The sequence below is a fragment of the Streptomyces sp. V4I23 genome, assembly GCF_030817975.1.
GTDB lineage: Bacteria > Actinomycetota > Actinomycetes > Streptomycetales > Streptomycetaceae > Streptomyces.
Map to the genome: position 1 here is coordinate 2,528,147 of NZ_JAUSZW010000004.1, position 19,337 is coordinate 2,547,483.

General features: G+C 69.6%; 18 protein-coding genes. All 18 read right to left on the bottom strand.

All coding sequences use genetic code 11. The features are described from left to right. Nucleotides 1-71: 71 nt before the first annotated feature. The 18 genes from atpD to thrB all read right to left on the bottom strand — a co-directional run bounded on the left by atpD (nt 72) and on the right by thrB (nt 19,288). Nucleotides 72-1,514 (bottom strand): F0F1 ATP synthase subunit beta, encoded by a 1,443-nt coding sequence (gene atpD / locus QFZ82_RS13485; protein ID WP_307713404.1) that lies wholly within the window; start codon nt 1,512-1,514, stop codon nt 72-74. Next, nucleotides 1,514-2,431 carry a F0F1 ATP synthase subunit gamma gene (locus QFZ82_RS13490; protein WP_307713405.1) on the bottom strand — a complete coding sequence of 306 codons (918 nt, stop codon included), beginning with the start codon at nt 2,429-2,431 and terminating at the stop codon, nt 1,514-1,516. The genes atpD and QFZ82_RS13490 overlap by 1 nt, the downstream gene beginning before the upstream one ends. Before the next feature lie 20 nt (nt 2,432-2,451). After that, on the bottom strand, nt 2,452-4,050 hold the full coding sequence (atpA, locus tag QFZ82_RS13495) for a F0F1 ATP synthase subunit alpha (protein ID WP_307713406.1): 1,599 nt from the start codon (nt 4,048-4,050) through the stop codon (nt 2,452-2,454). 135 nt (nt 4,051-4,185) lie between these two features. Beyond that, nucleotides 4,186-5,001, bottom strand: a complete 816-nt coding sequence (locus QFZ82_RS13500) for a F0F1 ATP synthase subunit delta (protein WP_307713407.1) — start codon at nt 4,999-5,001, stop codon at nt 4,186-4,188. Continuing rightward, nucleotides 4,998-5,546, bottom strand: a complete 549-nt coding sequence (locus tag QFZ82_RS13505; protein WP_177147596.1) for a F0F1 ATP synthase subunit B — start codon at nt 5,544-5,546, stop codon at nt 4,998-5,000. The genes QFZ82_RS13500 and QFZ82_RS13505 overlap by 4 nt, the downstream gene beginning before the upstream one ends. Before the next feature lie 41 nt (nt 5,547-5,587). Next, complete coding sequence (gene atpE / locus QFZ82_RS13510) at nt 5,588-5,824, bottom strand: ATP synthase F0 subunit C (RefSeq protein WP_147988146.1); 237 nt, start codon at nt 5,822-5,824, stop codon at nt 5,588-5,590. A gap of 72 nt (nt 5,825-5,896) precedes the next feature. Further along, a complete protein-coding gene (atpB, locus tag QFZ82_RS13515) occupies nt 5,897-6,667 on the bottom strand; it encodes a F0F1 ATP synthase subunit A (protein ID WP_177147844.1) in 771 nt (256 codons plus the stop codon). A 274-nt stretch (nt 6,668-6,941) separates the two neighbouring features. Further along, complete coding sequence (locus QFZ82_RS13520; RefSeq protein WP_177147595.1) at nt 6,942-7,379, bottom strand: hypothetical protein; 438 nt, start codon at nt 7,377-7,379, stop codon at nt 6,942-6,944. A 354-nt stretch (nt 7,380-7,733) separates the two neighbouring features. Then, nucleotides 7,734-9,071 (bottom strand): MraY family glycosyltransferase, encoded by a 1,338-nt coding sequence (locus tag QFZ82_RS13525; protein ID WP_307713408.1) that lies wholly within the window; start codon nt 9,069-9,071, stop codon nt 7,734-7,736. Nucleotides 9,072-9,171: 100 nt separating this feature from the next. Further along, a complete protein-coding gene (gene glyA, locus QFZ82_RS13530; protein ID WP_307713409.1) occupies nt 9,172-10,431 on the bottom strand; it encodes a serine hydroxymethyltransferase in 1,260 nt (419 codons plus the stop codon). Between the two features lie 132 nt (nt 10,432-10,563). Continuing rightward, the gene (locus QFZ82_RS13535) at nt 10,564-11,214 is read right to left on the bottom strand and encodes a protein-tyrosine-phosphatase (RefSeq protein WP_307713410.1); all 651 of its coding nucleotides are present in this window, start codon (nt 11,212-11,214) and stop codon (nt 10,564-10,566) included. A 28-nt stretch (nt 11,215-11,242) separates the two neighbouring features. Beyond that, nucleotides 11,243-11,890 (bottom strand): L-threonylcarbamoyladenylate synthase, encoded by a 648-nt coding sequence (locus QFZ82_RS13540; protein WP_177147591.1) that lies wholly within the window; start codon nt 11,888-11,890, stop codon nt 11,243-11,245. A 277-nt stretch (nt 11,891-12,167) separates the two neighbouring features. After that, on the bottom strand, nt 12,168-13,013 hold the full coding sequence (gene prmC, locus QFZ82_RS13545; RefSeq protein ID WP_307713411.1) for a peptide chain release factor N(5)-glutamine methyltransferase: 846 nt from the start codon (nt 13,011-13,013) through the stop codon (nt 12,168-12,170). Between the two features lie 42 nt (nt 13,014-13,055). After that, complete coding sequence (prfA, locus tag QFZ82_RS13550; protein ID WP_307713412.1) at nt 13,056-14,135, bottom strand: peptide chain release factor 1; 1,080 nt, start codon at nt 14,133-14,135, stop codon at nt 13,056-13,058. Nucleotides 14,136-14,242: 107 nt separating this feature from the next. Further along, nucleotides 14,243-14,467 carry a 50S ribosomal protein L31 gene (gene rpmE / locus QFZ82_RS13555; RefSeq protein ID WP_005311879.1) on the bottom strand — a complete coding sequence of 75 codons (225 nt, stop codon included), beginning with the start codon at nt 14,465-14,467 and terminating at the stop codon, nt 14,243-14,245. Between the two features lie 201 nt (nt 14,468-14,668). Then, the gene (locus tag QFZ82_RS13560) at nt 14,669-15,730 is read right to left on the bottom strand and encodes an LCP family protein (RefSeq protein WP_307713413.1); all 1,062 of its coding nucleotides are present in this window, start codon (nt 15,728-15,730) and stop codon (nt 14,669-14,671) included. Between the two features lie 240 nt (nt 15,731-15,970). Next, entirely contained in the window at nt 15,971-17,977 is a 2,007-nt protein-coding gene (gene rho / locus QFZ82_RS13565) for a transcription termination factor Rho (RefSeq protein WP_307713414.1), read from the bottom strand. A 390-nt stretch (nt 17,978-18,367) separates the two neighbouring features. Further along, entirely contained in the window at nt 18,368-19,288 is a 921-nt protein-coding gene (gene thrB, locus QFZ82_RS13570) for a homoserine kinase (RefSeq protein ID WP_177147586.1), read from the bottom strand. Between the last annotated feature and the right edge of the window lie 49 nt (nt 19,289-19,337).

Here is a 19,337-nt window from a genome sequence, read left to right on the forward strand (position 1 = left end):
CCCGGACCGTGCAGCGCACGGCGTGGCGAAGGGGGCGGGACGCGCCCGCCCCCTTCAGCGAGTCACGGGACTCAGGAGACGCCGAGCTCCTTGGCGTTCTTCTTGAGGTCCTCGAGGCCACCGCACATGAAGAAGGCCTGCTCGGGGAAGTGGTCGTACTCACCGTCGCAGATCGCGTTGAACGCGGCGATCGACTCGTCCAGCGGCACGTCCGAACCGTCCACGCCGGTGAACTGCTTCGCCGCGTGGGTGTTCTGGGACAGGAAGCGCTCGACACGACGGGCACGGTGGACAACGAGCTTGTCCTCCTCGCCCAGCTCGTCGATACCGAGGATCGCGATGATGTCCTGGAGGTCCTTGTACTTCTGCAGGATGCCCTTGACGCGCATGGCGGCGTCGTAGTGGTCCTGCGCGATGTAGCGCGGGTCCAGGATGCGGGACGTGGAGTCCAGCGGGTCCACCGCGGGGTAGATGCCCTTCTCGGAGATCGGACGGGAGAGAACCGTCGTCGCGTCGAGGTGGGCGAAGGTGGTCGCCGGCGCCGGGTCGGTCAGGTCGTCCGCGGGGACGTAGATCGCCTGCATCGAGGTGATCGAGTGACCGCGGGTCGAGGTGATGCGCTCCTGCAGCAGACCCATCTCGTCCGCCAGGTTCGGCTGGTAACCCACCGCGGACGGCATACGGCCGAGCAGGGTGGACACCTCGGAACCGGCCTGGGTGAACCGGAAGATGTTGTCGATGAAGAAGAGCACGTCCTGCTTCTGCACATCGCGGAAGTACTCCGCCATGGTCAGACCGGCCAGGGCGACGCGCAGACGGGTGCCCGGGGGCTCGTCCATCTGACCGAAGACCAGCGCGGTCTTGTCGAGGACGCCGGACTCCTCCATCTCCGCGATCAGGTCGTTGCCCTCACGCGTACGCTCGCCGACACCCGCGAAGACGGAAACGCCCTCGTGGAGGTTGGCGACACGCATGATCATTTCCTGGATCAGAACGGTCTTGCCGACACCGGCACCACCGAACAGACCGATCTTTCCACCCTTGACGTACGGGGTGAGAAGGTCGACGACCTTCAGGCCGGTCTCGAACATCTCGGTCTTGGACTCGAGCTGGTCGAAGGCGGGGGCCTTGCGGTGGATCGGCCAGCGCTCACCGACGTTGGCGTTCTCCTCCGGGAGGTTCAGCACCTCACCGAGGGTGTTGAACACCTTGCCCTTGGTGAAGTCGCCGACGGGGACGCTGATGCCCGCGCCCGTGTCGGTCACCGCGGCCTGGCGGACCAGACCGTCGGTGGGCTGCATCGAGATGGTGCGGACGATGCCCTCACCGAGGTGCTGGGCGACCTCGAGCGTCAGGGTCTTCTTGGCGCCCTCGAGGGCCGGGTCGGCAACCTCGACGTGCAGCGCGTTGTAGATCTCCGGCATCGCGTCGACGGGGAACTCCACGTCGACGACCGGGCCGATGACCCGGGCGACGCGGCCCGTGGCGGCGGCCGTCTCAACAGTGGTCGTCATTACTTGTCACTCCCCGCGGTCGCGTCGGCCAGGGCGCTGGCGCCACCGACGATCTCGCTGATTTCCTGGGTGATTTCGGCCTGGCGGGCCGCGTTGGCAAGTCGGGAGAGCGAGTTAATCAGCTCACCCGCGTTGTCGGTCGCCGACTTCATCGCCCGGCGGCGGGCCGCGTGCTCGGAGGCGGCGGCCTGCAGCAGGGCGTTGTAGATACGGCTCTCGACGTAGCGCGGCAGGAGGGCGTCGAGGACGTCCTCCGCCGACGGCTCGAAGTCGAACAGCGGAAGGATCTCGCCCTTCCCCGTCGTCTCCTCCGCGGCCTCATCGAGGCTGAGCGGCAGCATCCGGCGGTCGACGGGCGTCTGCGTCAGCATCGACACGAATTCCGTGAAGACGATGTGCAGCTCGTCCACGCCGCCCTCGGCGGTGTCCAGCTGGACGGCCTCGATGAGCGGAGCCGCGACCTTCTTGGCGTCCGCGTAGGACGGGCTGTCCGTGAAGCCGGTCCACGAGTCCGTGACCTTGCGCTCACGGAAGCCGTAGTAGGCGACACCCTTGCGGCCGACGATGTACGTGTCGACCTCCTTGCCCTCGCCGCGGAGCCGCTCGACGAGCCGGTCCGCCGCCTTGATGGCGTTGGAGGAGTAGCCGCCGGCCAGACCGCGGTCGCTCGTGACGAGCAGAACCGCGGCACGGGTCGGGTTGTCCGCCTCCGTGGTCAGAGGGTGCTTGGTGTTCGATCCGGTCGCCACCGCCGTGACCGCGCGGGTGAGCTCGGTCGCGTACGGCGTGGAGGCCGCCACCTTGCGCTGTGCCTTGACGATGCGCGAGGCGGCGATCATCTCCATCGCCTTGGTGATCTTCTTCGTCGCGGTGACGGACCGGATGCGACGCTTGTAGACCCGGAGCTGCGCTCCCATGAGTCAGGTCCCTTCCGTCGTCACTTGGAGACGTTGACGGCCGCCGGAGCGTCCTCGCCGAGCAGCTTGCCGTCGAAGGTCTCGAACTGCTTCTTGAAGTCCGCGATGGAGTCCGCGACCTTGGTCAGGGTGTCGTCCGACATCTTCGCGCCCTCGCGGATCGACGTCATCAGACCGCCCTCCTCACGGTGGAGGTAGTCCAGCAGCTCGCGCTCGAAGCGGCGGATGTCCTGCACCGGGACGTCGTCCATCCTGCCGGTGGTGCCGGCCCAGATGGAGACGACCTGGTCCTCGGTCGCCATCGGCTGGTACTGCGGCTGCTTGAGCAGCTCGACCATGCGCTTACCGCGCTCCAGCGAGGCCTTGGACGCGGCGTCCAGGTCGGAACCGAAGGCGGCGAACGCCTCGAGCTCACGGAACTGGGCGAGGTCCACGCGCAGACGGCCGGAGACCTGGCGCATCGCCTTGTGCTGGGCGGAGCCACCGACACGGGAGACCGAGATACCGACGTTCAGGGCCGGACGCTGGCCGGCGTTGAACAGGTCGGACTCCAGGAAGCACTGGCCGTCGGTGATGGAGATGACGTTGGTCGGGATGAACGCCGAGACGTCGTTGGCCTTGGTCTCGACGATCGGCAGACCGGTCATCGAACCGGCGCCCATGTCGTCGGAGAGCTTGGCGCAGCGCTCCAGCAGACGCGAGTGCAGGTAGAAGACGTCACCCGGGTAGGCCTCACGGCCCGGCGGGCGGCGCAGCAGCAGGGACACGGCGCGGTAGGCGTCGGCCTGCTTCGAGAGGTCGTCGAAGATGATGAGGACGTGCTTGCCCTCGTACATCCACTGCTGACCGATGGCCGAACCGGTGTAGGGGGCGAGGTACTTGAAGCCCGCCGGGTCGGACGCCGGGGCGGCGACGATCGTCGTGTACTCGAGCGCGCCGGCCTCTTCCAGGGCGCCGCGCACGGACGCGATGGTCGAGCCCTTCTGGCCGATGGCGACGTAGATGCAGCGGACCTGCTTCTTCGGGTCGCCGGTGCGCCAGTTGTCGCGCTGGTTGATGATCGTGTCGACGGCCAGGGCGGTCTTGCCCGTCTGGCGGTCGCCGATGATCAGCTGACGCTGGCCACGGCCGATCGGGGTCATCGCGTCGACGGCCTTGTAGCCCGTCTCCATCGGCTCGTGGACCGACTTGCGCTGCATGACCGTGGGGGCCTGCAGCTCGAGGGCACGGCGGCCCGAGGTCGCGATCTCGCCGAGACCGTCGATCGGGGTGCCGAGCGGGTCGACCACACGGCCGAGGTAGCCCTCGCCGACGGCGACGGACAGCACCTCGCCGGTGCGGGTGACCGACTGGCCTTCCTCGATACCGCTGAACTCACCGAGGATGATCGCACCGATCTCGCGCTCCTCGAGGTTGAGGGCGAGACCGAGGGTGCCGTCCTCGAACTTCAGCAGCTCGTTCGCCATGGCCGAGGGAAGACCCTCGACCTTCGCGATACCGTCGCCGGCCAGGCTGACCGTGCCGACCTCCTCGCGCGAGGCCGCGTCCGGCTGGTACGACTGGACAAAGTTCTCCAGCGCGTCCCGGATCTCCTCCGGCCGGATCGTGAGCTCCGCCATCTGGGTTCCCTGCTCTCCTTGTTGGGCCCGAAGTTTCTTTGGGGGTCTGGGGGCCGACCCCCAGGAATCTTCTGCAATCTCTGCACGGCCCAACCGGGCCGCTGGTCTTGCCAATTCAGTTGTGGCTGAGCCGTGTCAGCCGGCGATCCGACGCTTGGCGTCGTCGAGCCGCTCCGAGATGGTGCCGTTGATGACCTCGTCACCGACGCGCACCGAGATCCCGCCGAGGACCTCGGGGTCCACCTCGAGATTCAGGTGCATCTCGCGGCCGTACATCCGCGCCAGACCCGCGCCGAGGCGCTGCTTCTGCGCGTCGGTCAGCGGCACCGCGGAGGTGACGACGGCGACCATCCGGTTCCGGCGCCCCGCGGCCAGCTTGGAGAGGGACTCGAGTCCCGCTTCCAGGCTACGTCCCCGCGGGTGCGTGACGAGACGCACGACCAGACGCTCGGTGACCTGCTCGGCCTTGCCGCCGAGCAGGCTGCTCAGCAGCTCGCTCTTGGCGGCGGCGGTGGCGGACCGGTCGGTCAGCGCGGACCGCAGCTCGGTGCTGGACGAAAGGATCCGGCCGAACCGGAACAGCTCGTCCTCGACGTTGTCGAGCGCACCGGCCCGCTGGGCCGCCGTGAGGTCTGCGGTGTTCGCCAGCTCCTCGAGCGCGTCGACCAGGTCGCGCGACTGCGACCAGCGGGCGCGGACCATGCCCTTGATCAGGTCGACGGTCTCGCCGCCCACCTGGCCGCCGAACACACGGCCCGCCAGCTCGGCCTTGGCCGCGCCGGCCTGCGCCGGGTCGGTCAGGACCCGACGCAGCGACACCTCACGGTCGAGCAGCGCGGTGACGGCGGCCAGCTCGCCGGCGAGCTTCGCCGCGTCGACCGACGTGTTGTCGGTCAGCGCGTCGAGGGACTCGTGCGCGGCGGCCAGCGCCTCGCGGCTGGCTCCGTTCATCGTGCGACCTCGGCCTTCGCCTCGAGCTCGTCGAGGAAGCGGTCGATGGTGCGGCTCTGCCGTGCGTGGTCCTCGAGGGACTCACCGACGAGCTTGCCGGCCAGGTCGGTGGCGAGCTTGCCCACGTCCTGACGCAGCGCCGCGGCCGCGGCCTTGCGGTCGGCCTCGATCTGGGCGTGGCCGGCCGCGATGATCTCCTCACGCTGCCGCTGGCCTTCCGCCTTCATCTCAGCGATGATCGCGGTGCCCTGCTCGGTGGCTTCCTGGCGCAGCCGTGCGGCCTCGTGGCGGGCCTCGGCGAGCTGGGCCTTGTACTGCTCCAGGACGCTTTCGGCCTCGATCTTGGCCGCGTCCGCCTTCTCCATGCCGCCTTCGATGGCTTCGCGACGCTCTTCGAGAACACGGTTGATGTTCGGGAGGAGCTTCTTCGCGAAGAAGAAGAAGACGATGGCGAAGGCGATCGTGCCGACGAGCAGCTCGGGGCCCGGCGGAAGGAGCGGGTTCTGCTCCTCCGTGGCCGCCAGCTGAACGATGTTGGCGATCACATCAGTGCCTTTCGTCGAAAAGTGTCGTCAGTGAGAAGTGATTACTGACCGAACACGAACGGCATAACGATGCCGATCAGGGCGAGCGCCTCACAGAAGGCGAAGCCCAGGATCTGGTTGGCACGGATCAGACCGGCAGCCTCGGGCTGACGGGCCAGTGCCTGGGTGCCGTTGCCGAAGACGATGCCGACGCCGATGCCGGGGCCGATCGCGGCGAGGCCGTAGCCGATGGAGCCGAGCGAACCGGTGACCTGGGCGAGGGTCTCAGTGGCAGCCATGCTGATTCTTCCTTTTCATGTACGGACCGGTGGGGGTTGACCACCGGACGTTTTCGGGGTCCGTGCTGAGGCTCAGTGGTGCTCGGCGAGAGCGCCCTGAATGTAGGTGCAGGCCAGGAGGACGAAGACGTACGCCTGGACGGCCTGCACGAAGAGCTCGAAGACGATCATGGCCATGGTCATCACGAACGAGACACCGGCGGCCGGGATCATGTAGCTGTTCAGCAGGTACCAGGAGGCGACGGTGAACATCACCAGCATCAGGTGACCGGCGAACATGTTGGCGAAGAGTCGCACCGCGTGCGTGAACGGGCGGACGAGCAGGTTCGAGAAGAACTCGATGAACGAGACCAGCCACTTGATCGGGCCGAGCGAGTTGTCGTAGCCGGTGATGTTCTTCCAGCCGCCGACGAAGCCGTGACGCTTGAAGGTCAGCGACACCCAGATCACGTACACCAGCAGGGCGAGCACGGCCGGGTAGGCGATGATCGACGACACCGGGAACTGCGCCAGCGGGACCACGGACCAGACGTTCATGATCCAGACGAAGAAGAAGATCGAGACCATGAGCGGGACGTACTTCTCGCCCTCGCGCTTGCCGAGGGTCTCGTAGACGATGCCGCGGCGTACGAAGTCGTAGCCGGCCTCGCCGATCATCTGCAGCTTGCCCGGCACGACCTTCGCCTTGCCGAACGCCATCGTGAAGAACGTGACGATCAGCAGCGTGGTGATCAGCGCGAGCAGCATCACCTTGTTGAACTCGAAGCCGCCTACGTGGAACATCGGCTTGAAGAGGAAGGAGTGCAGGCCCGGCGCCGGAAAGCCACAGCCGTTGTCGGCCAGGATGCGGCAGCTCCAGTCAAAGGCGAGCGTGGTCTGTTCAGCACTCACCGCGGGCTCCTTCGGCGTGACGCATGGGTTCGGCAACCTCGTTGTGTCGGAGCGGCGCGCAGCCGCGAGTCGGCACCGGACTGGTGTTTCGGATGTGGGGGCGGCTCTCAGGCATCAAAGCCTCGCGATCGAGCAGGCGTCAGCTCGGATGCCCGCGCCCGCAGTGCCGCAGTTGGCACCGGACGATAGCAGGGTCTCGAACGGGTATTTATCCCGGCCCTACCTGTCACGTCGAGGACCCCGTCTTCTCGCCCTGACGGGAATCAGACGGTTCGGGCTCAACGTAGAGGATCTTGGCCTTCATGTGGGCGCGAGCCTGAGCCGCCACCCAGACGACCGTGGCCGCGACCAGTGTCACAGCGAAGGCCTTGGGGTTGAACAGCGTCGTGTCCTTGAAGACGGCGACGAAGACGAACAGCACGAGCAGCTGCGTCGTGTAGAGCATCAGGCCCATCGCCTGGAAAAGCTGCGGGAACTGCTTTGCGGTCCGCTGCAGGACGAGAACGCCGATCCCCATGAAGAGGATGACCACCAGCGCGGCCACGACCGCACCCAGCGCACCCTTTCCACCGGCGACCACCCCACTGATCACGGCGGCGATCACGCCGGCGGCAGCGGTGGGTACGACGGTGGGAAGAAGTGAGCGTGCGTCGTTGGACGGCATGGCGGCAGCTCCGCTTGCTGGTGGGGGCAGTGGTGTCGTCATGGACGAGCGTAGGCCCGGTCCCGAGATGGGCCTCGGGGGCCAACGGACCGTCGCACTACGGTCCTTCGGCGCTGTCTCCGGGTCTCGTGAACGGTATCACAAACTATTTGATGAGGTCTTTACCCAGAGGTGTGCCAACTCTCACACATGAGAGTGACGCCGCGCGTGTGTGCACGACAAAACGCCGCATTGCCTGCTATACCGAACGCCCGCTCGGCACGTCGGTCGGCTTTCACCGGAACGAGGGGTGTCGCGCATGCCCGGATCCATGAGGCGGCAGGCCGGATAGCGACGCACCGGCCGCGTGGGAGCTCAGCGCGCAGAGCCCGCGTTGTCCCGTTCACGGAAGCGGGAGCGGCCGCCGATCGCCGTCGCCCCGTTCACACCGCTCACACCCACGCCCACCGGGACTCTCGGCTCGTCCTCGTACGACGAGGGCGAGGCACCCGGCGACGTCGTGAGGGAGGGCGTCTTTGCCGGCCTGCGGCGGCGGTAGCGCGGCGGGACGAAGGCCTCCGCCCACCGCGGCGCCCTCGGTGTGAAGCGGGGCAGCAGCAACAGCACCAGGCCCACCGCGCTCAGCGCCACGATCACCAGCACGATCCACATCGACGCCGAATGCACCGAATAGGCCACCGTGCCGAAGGCGATGAGGGCCGACCAGAAGTACATGATCAGCACCGCGCGGCTGTGTGAGTGGCCGATTTCCAGCAGGCGGTGGTGGAGGTGTCCGCGGTCCGCCGCGAACGGCGACTGGCCTCGCCAGGTACGGCGCACGATCGCCAGCAGCAGATCCGCCACCGGCAGCGCGGTGATCGTCAGCGGCAGCAGCAGCGGGATGAAGACCGGGAGCATCGCGTGCGTCGCCGCGCGCTCACCGCCCACGAAGATGCCCAGCCGGTCGGGGTCGACCTGGCCCGTGATGGAGATCGCGCCGGCCGCGAGCACCAGACCGATGAGCATCGAGCCCGAGTCGCCCATGAAGATCCGCGCCGGATGCATGTTGTGCGGCAGGAAGCCGAGGCACATGCCCATCAGGATCGCGGCGAACAGGGTCGCGGGGGCGGCGGACTCGATCCCGTAGCCGTACCAGAGGCGATAGGCGTACATGAAGAACGCGCCGGAGGTGATGCACACCATCCCGGCCGCGAGCCCGTCGAGGCCGTCCACGAAGTTGACGGCGTTGATGGTGAGGACCACCAGCGCGACCGTCAGGAGATTGCCCTGCCAGGCGGTCAGCGAGACGGTGCCGACGCCGGGCACCGGGATCCACAGGATGGTCAGGCCCTGCACGACCATCACCCCGGCGGCGATCATCTGCCCGCCGAGCTTGATCAGCGCGTCGATCTCGAACTTGTCGTCGAGGACACCGATCAGCCAGATCAGGGCGGCGCCCGACAGCAGGGCACGCGGTTCGTTCGACAACTCGAAGACGTCGTTGAGGTTCGCCAGGTGGTCCGCGAAGAGCAGACCCGCGCACAGACCGCCGAACATGGCGATACCGCCGAGCCGCGGTGTCGGTTCCCGGTGCACGTCACGCGCACGGATCTCCGGCATCGCTCCGGCGGCGATGGCGAACTTCCGCACCGGTCCGGTCAGCAGATAAGTCACTGCGACCGTGACACAGAGCGTCAGCAGGTACTCGCGCACTGATTCCCCATGTGTTGGACGACGCGCCGCTCCACACCTTAAGACATGGGACGGGTGAGGACGGCCGACAGTTGCACGGCCTCCACAGCCTCCGCCCGCCTCAGCGCGGATACGGCGGGAAGCTCCCGGTGAGCTCCCGTACCCGGTCGAGTACCCGCCCGTCCTCGTGAACCGCCGCCCCGAACAGCGTCGCGATCCGCGCCATCTCCGGCCGGCCCATGCCCTGCGTGGTGATCGCGGCCGTCCCGAGCCGGATGCCGCGGCCGTCCCCGTACGGGAGCGCACATGTGTCGAGCACCATGCCGGCGGCGGCCAGCCGGCCCCGCGCGGTGCGGCCGTCGACGCCGAGACCGGCCGGGTCCGCGCCGATGATGTGCGTGTCCGTGCCGCCCGTCAGGACCGTGAAGCCCTCGGCCGCGAGGCCCTCGGCGAGCGCCCTGGCGTTGGCGACCACCTGATGGGCGTACGCCCGGTACGCGGGCGTCGCCGCCTCGCCGAAGGCGACGGCCTTGGCAGCGATGGTGTGCATCTGCGCACCGCCCTGCGTGAACGGGAACACCGCGCGGTCGATGCGGTCCGCCAGTTCGGCCCCGCACAGGATCATGCCGCCGCGCGGGCCGCGCAGGACCTTGTGCGTGGTGGCGCAGACCACGTCGGCGTACGGGACGGGACTGGGCGCCGCGCCGCCCGCCACCAGCCCGATGGGGTGCGCCGCGTCGGCGATCAGATACGCGCCCACCTCGTCGGCGATCTCGCGGAAGGCCGCGTAGTCGGGGTGGCGCGGGTAGGAGATCGAGCCGCAGACGATCGCCTTCGGCCGGTGCTGGCGGGCCAGGTGGCGTACCTGGTCGTAGTCGATGAGGCCGGTCTCGGCGTCGACGCCGTACGCGACGAAGTCGAACCAGCGCCCCGAGAAGTTCGCCCGCGAGCCGTGCGTGAGGTGCCCGCCGTACGGCAGCCCCATCGCGAGGACGGTGTCGCCGGGCCGCAGCAGTGCCGCGTACGCCGCGAGAACCGCCGAGGACCCCGAGTGCGGCTGCACATTGGCGTGTTCGGCACCGAACAGGGTCATCGCCCGCTCGACGGCGAGCCGTTCGGCCGCGTCCACCAGCTCGCAGCCGCCGTGGTGGCGGACGCCCGGATAGCCCTCGGCGTACTTGTTCGCGAGGGGCGAGCCGAGGGCCGCGAGGACCGCGGGCGAGGTGAAGTTCTCCGCCGCGATGAGCTGCAGCGAGGCGGCCTGTCGCTGCGCCTCGGCGAAGAGGATGTCGGCAGCCTGCGGGTCCTGGCGGCGCAGCGCCTCGAAGGACGGGCTGTCGTAGACGGCCGGTACGGAACGCACTTCAGGAGTGACGGACATGGCGACTCCGGTCGTCGTCGAGGTGCTGGCGGCACCTCCAATGTAGGACCGGGGCGGGGTGCGCGCGCGGTGTACGGCCGGAACGGTTCGGACGGCCGCCGAGGGCCGCCCGCTGCCGCGGCGCACCGGACGTCAGCCCCGCGGCTCCACACCCGTGAGCGCGGTGACCACGGGGTCCAGCGCCTGGTGGATCTCGTCGCCGATCGAACGGAAGAACGTGATCGGGGCGCCGTACGGGTCGAACACCTCGTCCGCGTCCGGGCTCGGCGCCAGCAGCCACCCGCGTAGAGCCGCGGCCGCGCGCACCAGCGCACGCGCGCGCTCGACCACGCCGTCCTCCCGCGGGTCGGGCAGCGTGGCCGGGTCGATGGCCCGCACGAGCCGGGTGAACTCCTTGAGCGTGAAGGTCCGCAGGCCCGCCGAGTGCCCCATCGAGATCACCTGGGCGCGGTGGTCGCGGGTCGCGGTGAGGACCAGGTCCGCGCGGATGACGTGCTCGTCGAGCAGTTCGCGGCCGACGAAGCCGGTGGCGTCGGCACCGAAGTCCGCGAGGACGATCTCCGCGTTGGCCTCCATCGGGGCGCCCTCATGGCCCCAGGTGCCGGCGCTCTCCACGATGAGGCCGCCCGTGAGGGGATCGCCGAGGCGGTCTCTCAGGGCATGGCGGGTCAGCCGCTCGGTGATGGGCGAGCGGCAGACGTTGCCGGTGCTGACGTGGAGGATGCGGAAGGTCGACGCCGTTCTGCCGGATTCCGCTATGCCACGCCCCTCAGGGGCGGTCACTGGGCCCGCCCCCGGATGTTCGCTCGCCTCACGGAGCCACCTCGAGGTCGGGTACGACCTTGCGCAGCTCGTCCGCCGAGAGTGCTCCCTCGCGCAGCAGGACCGGGACCTTGCCGGTGACGTCGACGATGGAGGACGGCACGATGCCCGGGGTCGGGCCGCCGTCGAGGTAGACGGAGACCGAGTCGCCGAGCATCTCCTGCGCGGCGTCGCAGTCCTCGGGCGAGGGGTGTCCCGTGAGGTTGGCGCTGGAGACCGCCATCGGGCCCACCTCGGTGAGCAGTTCGATGGCGACCGGGTGCAGCGGCATACGGATCGCGACGGTCCCCCGGGTGTCGCCGAGGTCCCACTGCAGCGACGGCTGGTGCTTGGCGACGAGCGTCAGCGCGCCCGGCCAGAAGGCGTCGACGAGCTCCCACGCCTGCTCGGAGAAGTCCGTGACGAGCCCGTGCAGGGTGTTCGGGGAGCCGATGAGGACGGGCGTGGGCATGTTGCGGCCGCGCCCCTTGGCCGCCAGCAGGTCGGCCACGGCCTCGGAGGTGAAGGCGTCGGCCCCGATCCCGTACACGGTGTCGGTGGGCAGCACGACGAGCTCGCCGCGGCGGACCGCGGAGGCTGCTTCGCGCAGCCCGGTGGTGCGGTCCGTCGCGTCGTTGCAGTCGTATCGCCGAGCCATCAGCGGGCCTCCCTTTTCATGGTCACTCGGTTCTCCCCCAGCTTGCGGCGCGGGCACCCCCACGGGGCGCCGAAGACCCCGCCGACGGTCGACCGTGCTCGGTCGCTGACGCGGCGGCAGCCGCACGTGCGGCACAGCCCTCGCGCTCTCCGCCCTCCCCCGGTTGCCGCCGCTGGGTGGCGGGCGTGGAGGGCGTGCCCCCACGCCCTTTCGGCGGCGCCGCGCCTCTTCGATTCACTCGCTCCTGGCGCCTTCGGCGCCCTCGGGGTCGACGCCGTCATGGCATCGCCTTGCGTGCGGTCGCGAACCGCGGCCGGTTGTTCAGGTCGGGGTGGTCGGCGGCGTCGGCCCAGCCGGATTCCTCGTTGAAGATCCACGGCACCTGGCCGCCCTGGGTGTCGGCGTGCTCGACGACGACGAGACCGCCCGGCCGCAGCAACCGGTGCGCGGTGCGCTCGATGCCGCGGATGGTGTCGAGGCCGTCCTCGCCGGAGAACAACGCCATCTGCGGGTCGTGGTCACGCGCCTCCGGGGCGACGTACTCCCACTCGGTGAGCGGGATGTACGGCGGGTTGGAGATCACCAGGTCCACCTGGCCGTCGAGCTCGGGCAGGGCTCTCAGGGCGTCGCCCTGATGGACGGTGACACGAGACCCCTCGGCGTTCTTGCGCGTCCACGTGAGGGCGTCCTCGGACAGCTCCACGGCGTGCACCCGCGAGCGCGGCACCTCCTGCGCCATGGCCAGCGCGATCGCGCCCGATCCCGTGCACAGGTCGACGATGAGCGGCTCGACGACGTCCATGGCCCGTACGGCCTCTATGGCCCAGCCGACCACGGACTCGGTCTCGGGCCGCGGCACGAAGACGCCGGGTCCGACCTGGAGCTCCAGGAAGCGGAAGAAGGCCCGTCCGGTGATGTGCTGCAGCGGCTCGCGCGCCTCACGGCGCGCGACGGCCTCCCAGTAACGGGCGTCGAAGTCCGCGTCCTTGACGGCGTGGAGCTCTCCGCGCTTCACACCGTGGACGTAAGCGGCCAGCTCCTCCGCGTCGAAGCGCGGCGACGGCACGCCGGCGTCGGCCAGCCGCTGGGTGGCCTGGGCCACCTCGGCAAGCAGCAGGTTCACGCGCCCACCCTTCCTGTGACGCTCGTGGGGACTGATCGCGGGCTACTGCGCGGCCGCGAGCTTCGCCGCGGAGTCCGCGTCGACGCACGCCTGGATCACGGCGTCGAGGTCCCCGTCGAGCACCTGGTCCAAGTTGTACGCCTTGAACCCGACGCGGTGGTCCGAGATCCGGTTTTCCGGGAAGTTGTACGTCCGGATCTTCTCGGACCGGTCGACGGTGCGGACCTGGCTGCGACGGGCGTCCGCCGCCTCCTTCTCCGCCTCCTCCTGCGCGGCCGCGAGCAGCCTGGAGCGCAGGATACGCATTGCCTGCTCCTTGTTCTGGAGCTGGCTCTTCTCGTTCTGGCAGGAGGCGACGATGCCGGTCGGCAGGTGCGTGATGCGCACGGCGGAGTCGGTCGTGTTGACGGACTGGCCACCGGGGCCGGAGGAACGGTAGACGTCGATCCGCAGGTCGTTGGCGTGGATCTCGACGTCGATCTCCTCGGCCTCGGGCGTGACGAGCACACCGGCCGCGGAGGTGTGGATACGGCCCTGGGACTCGGTGGCGGGCACGCGCTGCACGCGGTGCACGCCGCCCTCGTACTTCAGCCGCGCCCACACGCCCTGGCCGGGCTCGGTCGCGCCCTGGCCGCCCTTGGTCTTCACGGCGACCTGGACGTCCTTGTAGCCGCCCAGCTCGGACTCGGTGGCGTCGATGATCTCGGTCTTCCAGCCGACGCGCTCGGCGTAGCGCAGGTACATGCGCAGCAGGTCGCCGGCGAACAGGGCGGACTCGTCGCCGCCCGCGCCCGCCTTGACCTCGAGGATGACGTCCTTGTCGTCGCTGGGGTCGCGCGGGACGAGCAGCAGCCGCAGCTTCTCGGTGAGCTCCTCGCGCTGCTTCTCCAGCTCCTTCACCTCGGCCGCGAAGTCGGAGTCCTGCTGGGCGAACTCACGAGCCGTCTCGATGTCCTCACCGGCCTGCTTCCAGGAGCGGTACGTGCCGACGATGGGCGTCAGCTCGGCGTAGCGCTTGTTGAGCCGGCGCGCGTTCGCCTGGTCCGCGTGGACCGAAGGGTCGGCGAGCTTCTTCTCGAGGTCGGCGTGCTCGCCGACCAGTTCCTCGACCGCTTCGAACATCTCCGGGTTCCTGCTTCCGTACACGTGGGTGGCTGCTGCTCAGAACGGACAAAGCGCCGGTCCCGGCCGCCCCCGAGAGGACGGCCGACGACCGGCGCAGTGGCTCGCTACTTCTTGGCGGAGCCGGCAGCCTTGCCGAAACGGGCCTCGAAGCGGGCCACACGGCCACCGGTGTCGAGGATCTTCTGCTTGCCCGTGTAGAACGGGTGGCACTCGGAGCAGACCTCGGCACGGATGTTGCCGCTCTGGATCGTGCTACGGGTGGTGAACGACGCACCGCAGGTGCAGCTGACCTGGGTCTCGACGTACTCGGGGTGGATGTCGCGCTTCAAGGTGTCTCCTAGATTCGGGAGGGCACCGGGTCGTACGCGCGGATTGCTCGTACGTGAACCGGGGCCGACGTACCAGTCTGCCAGGACCGGCCGTATCTCCCAAAACCGGGGTGGAGCCCGCAGTATTCCGGGCGCCTTCGGCGGGTACGGACGGCGCTTGCGGCCACATGCCGTGCCGGAACGGCTACGGTCCGGCAGCCGTCACCCGCCGCTGACCACGCCGGCGGCCTCGCCCTTGTCGCCGGCGGAGTCCTCGAGCGCGGCGACGGGGATCGGCCTGTCCTGCTTGAGCGCCCGCCACACCTGTGTGGTGCCGGTCTCCACCGGGACGACGCGGTTGGGATCGAGCGGGTCGTACCGGACCGGCATCGTGACCATGCGGACGTCCTCGGCGCCGAGCGCGCTCAGCCCGCGGGCGAAGCCGACGAGCTCGTTGACGGAGTCGAGCTCGGAGTCCGGGGTGATCGCCTTGCTGCCGGTGTCGGCGAGGTCCAGGAGCTTCTTCGGGTTGCTGAAGACTCCGACGTTCCTGACCTGGTCGATGAAGGCCTTCATGAACGCCTGCTGGAGCTGGATGCGCCCCAGGTCGCTGCCGTCGCCGACGCTCTTGCGGGTGCGGACGAGGCCGAGGGACTGCTCGCCGTCGAGCGTGTGGGTGCCGGGCGGGAGGCTGAGGTGGCTCTTGGGGTCGTCGATGGGGCGCGTCGTGGTGATCTCCACGCCGCCGAGTTCGTCGATGAGCTTCGTGAAGCCGGTGAAGTCGACCTCGATGTAGTGGTCCATGCGGATGCCGGACATGGCCTCGACGGTCTTGACGGCGCAGGCCGGGCCGCCGACCTCGTACGCCGTGTTGAACATCGCGCGGGGTGCTCCGGCGTGGACGGCGCCCTCCGTGTCGGTGCACTCGGGCCGCTCGACGAGGGTGTCGCGGGGTATGGAGACCACGCTGGCCTTCTTGTGGCCCTGGTAGACGTGCACGACCATCGCGGTGTCGGAGCGGGCGGCGCCTTCGTCGGTGCCGTACGCGCCGTTCGCGCCGGCGCGGGAGTCGGAGCCCAGGACCAGGATGTCCATGGAGCCGTTGTCGATGTTCTTCGGGCGTTCGGTGCCGAGGGCCTGATTGATGTCGACGCCCTCGAGATTTCCGTCGACCTTGATGTACACGTATCCGAGGCCGGAGCCGCCGACGAGGACGAGGGCGGCCGCCGACCATGCCGCGGCGGTCCACAGCCCGCGGCGTACGCCGCCTGGGGGTCCCCCCACGCCCCCCTGGGCGTAGGGGGAGTATTCGGCCGCCGCCGCTGCTGTCGGTCATGGTCTCCTCGGCTCTGTCGGACCGCTGCCCTTGGGATGACAGACGGTGAAGCGCCCGAAAGGGTTGCACGGCCTTCTGAGAAGTCCCTGAGAACGACGTGTGCCCACCGTGCGTCGCACGGTGGGCACAGTGGCCGGCGGCGGCGCCGGGACCCGTGACCGGGCCCCGGCTGCCGTGGCGAAGATCTCTCAGTCGTTGCCGTTGGCGATGCCGGGAGTGGTCTTCTGGATCTGGAGCAGGAACTCGGCGTTCGACTTCGTCTGCTTCATCTTGTCCAGCAGCAGCTCGATCGCCTGCTGCTGGTCCAGCGCGTGCAGCACGCGGCGCAGCTTCCAGGTGATCGCGAGCTCGTCGCTGCCGAGCAGGATCTCCTCCTTGCGGGTGCCGGACGCGTCGACGTCCACCGCCGGGAAGATGCGCTTGTCGGCGAGCTTGCGGTCGAGCTTCAGCTCCGCGTTGCCCGTGCCCTTGAACTCCTCGAAGATCACCTCGTCCATGCGCGAACCGGTGTCCACCAGAGCGGTCGCGAGGATGGTCAGGGATCCGCCGTCCTCGATGTTGCGCGCGGCGCCGAAGAAGCGCTTCGGCGGGTACAGCGCGGTCGAGTCGACACCACCGGACAGGATGCGCCCGGAGGCCGGGGCCGCCAGGTTGTACGCACGGCCCAGGCGGGTGATCGAGTCGAGCAGGACGACCACGTCGTGACCCAGCTCGACGAGACGCTTGGCGCGCTCGATGGCCAGCTCGGCGACGGTGGTGTGGTCCTCGGCGGGGCGGTCGAAGGTCGAGGAGATGACCTCGCCCTTGACCGACCGCTGCATGTCGGTGACCTCTTCCGGACGCTCGTCTACGAGGACGACCATCAGGTGGCACTCGGGGTTGTTGTGGGTGATCGCGTTGGCGATCGCCTGCATGATCATGGTCTTGCCGGTCTTCGGCGGGGCCACGATCAGGCCGCGCTGGCCCTTGCCGATCGGCGACACGAGGTCGATGATCCGCGTGGTCAGCACACCCGGGTCGGTCTCCAGGCGGAGGCGGTCCTGCGGGTACAGCGGGGTCAGCTTGTTGAACTCGGGGCGGCCGCGGCCCGATTCGGGCGCCATGCCGTTGACCGAGTCGAGGCGGACCAGCGCGTTGAACTTCTCGCGGCGCTCGCCCTCCTTGGGCTGGCGCACGGCGCCGGTGACGTGGTCGCCCTTGCGCAGGCCGTTCTTGCGGACCTGGGCGAGGGAGACGTACACGTCGTTCGGGCCGGGCAGGTAGCCGGAGGTCCGGATGAACGCGTAGTTGTCGAGGATGTCCAGGATGCCCGCGACGGGGATCAGGACGTCGTCCTCGGAGACCTGCGGCTCGCTGCTCGCGAAGTCGTCACGGCCGCGGCGGCCGCGACGGTCGCGGTAGCGGCCGCGGCGTCCGCGCCGGCCGCCGCCGTCCTCGTCGAAGTCGTCCTGCGGGCCGCCGCCCTGCTGGCCCTGCTGGCCGCCCTGGCGCTGCTGGCGCTGGCCGCCCTGCTGGTCGTCGCCCTTGCCGCGGCGGTCGCGCTGACGCTCACCACGGTCGCGGCGCTCGCCACGCTGACCGCGCTCCTGACGGTCGCGGCGGCCCTCGCCCTCCTGGGCGCCGATGGCGGTCTCGGCCTTGGCGTCGCCCTGCGGCTCGGTCCTGACGTCGGTCTTGACGTCGACGGCCGTGTCGGTGCGCGCCTCGGTACGGGTCTCGGGGCTGCCCGCCTGGGCGGTCGCGCGGCGACGGCGGCGCTCACCGGCCGGCTGTTCGTCGCTGGCCGGCTGTCCCGGGATCTCGATCTGCTGCTGGGCGACGGCCTTCTCGGCCTTGTCCGCCTTCTCCTCGGCCGGGGCGGCGGACTCCTCGCCCGTACGCGCCTTGGAGGTGGTGCGGCGCTTCGGCTTCGCCGGCGCCTCGCCGGCCGCCTCCGCGCTCTTCGCCGGAGAGGCCCCGGTGCCGGCCTGCGCCTCCTTGATGACCTCGATCAGCTGGCTCTTGCGCATGCGCGCAGTGCCCCTGATGCCGAGGCCGGACGCGACCTGCTGCAGCTCGGCCAGGACCATGCCCTCGAGGCCGGTGCCGGAGCGGCGGCGCCGTGCGGTGGTGCCGGAGGCAGCACCTGCGGCGGGCGCGGCGGTGTCGACGTTGTTGTCGGCAGTCACGCCCATCAGATCGGTGGTGTCGCTCACGAAGGGTCCTTCCCTGGAGCGGACGTCGGCCTTCTGGCTCGGCGACCGGTTGTGCTGTCCGGCATCGGCCCGTCGCAGCGGACCGTGTCGGAGCGGTGGTCCCGCCGGTGCAAATCAACGGCGGAGAGATATACATGCATACGTGCAAGCCCGGCCCGAGGTCCCCCTGCTCGGCCCACTCCTGGGAAAAGCGAGGGGTGTCGTGCCGGTTCCGGAGCGTGCTCGAACTGCTCAGGCAGGCTGCTCAGGCAGTGTGGGAGGCTCTCGGAAGAATGGTGGTCCCGATGAGGGACACGCAGCACCGCGTCGTGATGACGACGGTTGCAGACTTGAGGTTAACACTACCGGCTCCAACAAACATTCCCCCTCTCACTCACCGGCAATCGCGTGTCACTGGGGAGCGAGCGGCAGGACGCTCGCGCCCGCGGCGTCGAAGGCGAGCCGGTTGGCCGCCCATCCCTCGCCCGCCAGCCGTGCGACCTTGTCGGCCACACCGTCCTCGGCCAGCGCGAGCACCGTGGGGCCCGCACCGGAGATGACTGCGGGGACGCCGTCGGCGCGCAGTCGGTTGACCAGCTCGATACTCTCCGGCATGGCGGGGGCCCGGTACTCCTGGTGCAGCCGGTCCTCGGTGGCGGGCAGCAGCAGCTCGGGGCGCCTGGTCAGAGCCTCGACCAGCAGCGCCGCGCGGCCCGCGTTCGCCGCGGCGTCGACGTGCGGGACGGTGCGCGGCAGCAGTCCGCGGGCCGTCTCGGTCAGCACCGGCTTCGCGGGGACGAAAACCACCGGAACGACGGAATCGGTGGGGTCCATCCTGATCGCGCGCGCCGCTCCGGCCTCGGTCCACGCCAGAGTGAAGCCGCCGAGCAGACAGGCGGCCACGTTGTCGGGGTGCCCCTCGATCTCGGTGGCGAGCTCCAGCAGCGCCGCGTCGTCGAGCTTCGCGTCGCCGCCTATGGTCACCGCCCGCGCGGCGACGATGCCGGCGCAGATGGCCGCCGAGGAGGAACCGAGGCCGCGGCCGTGCGGGATGCGGTTGGCGCAGACGACCTCGAGGCCGCGCGGCTGCCCGCCGAGCAGGTCGAAGGCCGTGCGCAGGGAGCGCACGAGCAGGTGGCTTTCGTCGCGGGGCAGCGTCTCGGCGCCCTCGCCCGCGATGTCGATGTGCAGACCGGCATCCGCGACCCGGACGACGACGTCGTCGTACAGACCGAGCGACAGCCCGAGGGCGTCGAAGCCCGGACCGAGGTTGGCGCTGGTGGCGGGGACGCGCACCCGGACGGCGGCGGCACGGAACGCTGGACCGGCCATCGCTCGACGACTCTCCTTGGTTCTGAACTGTGAGATGTACGAGATTTGC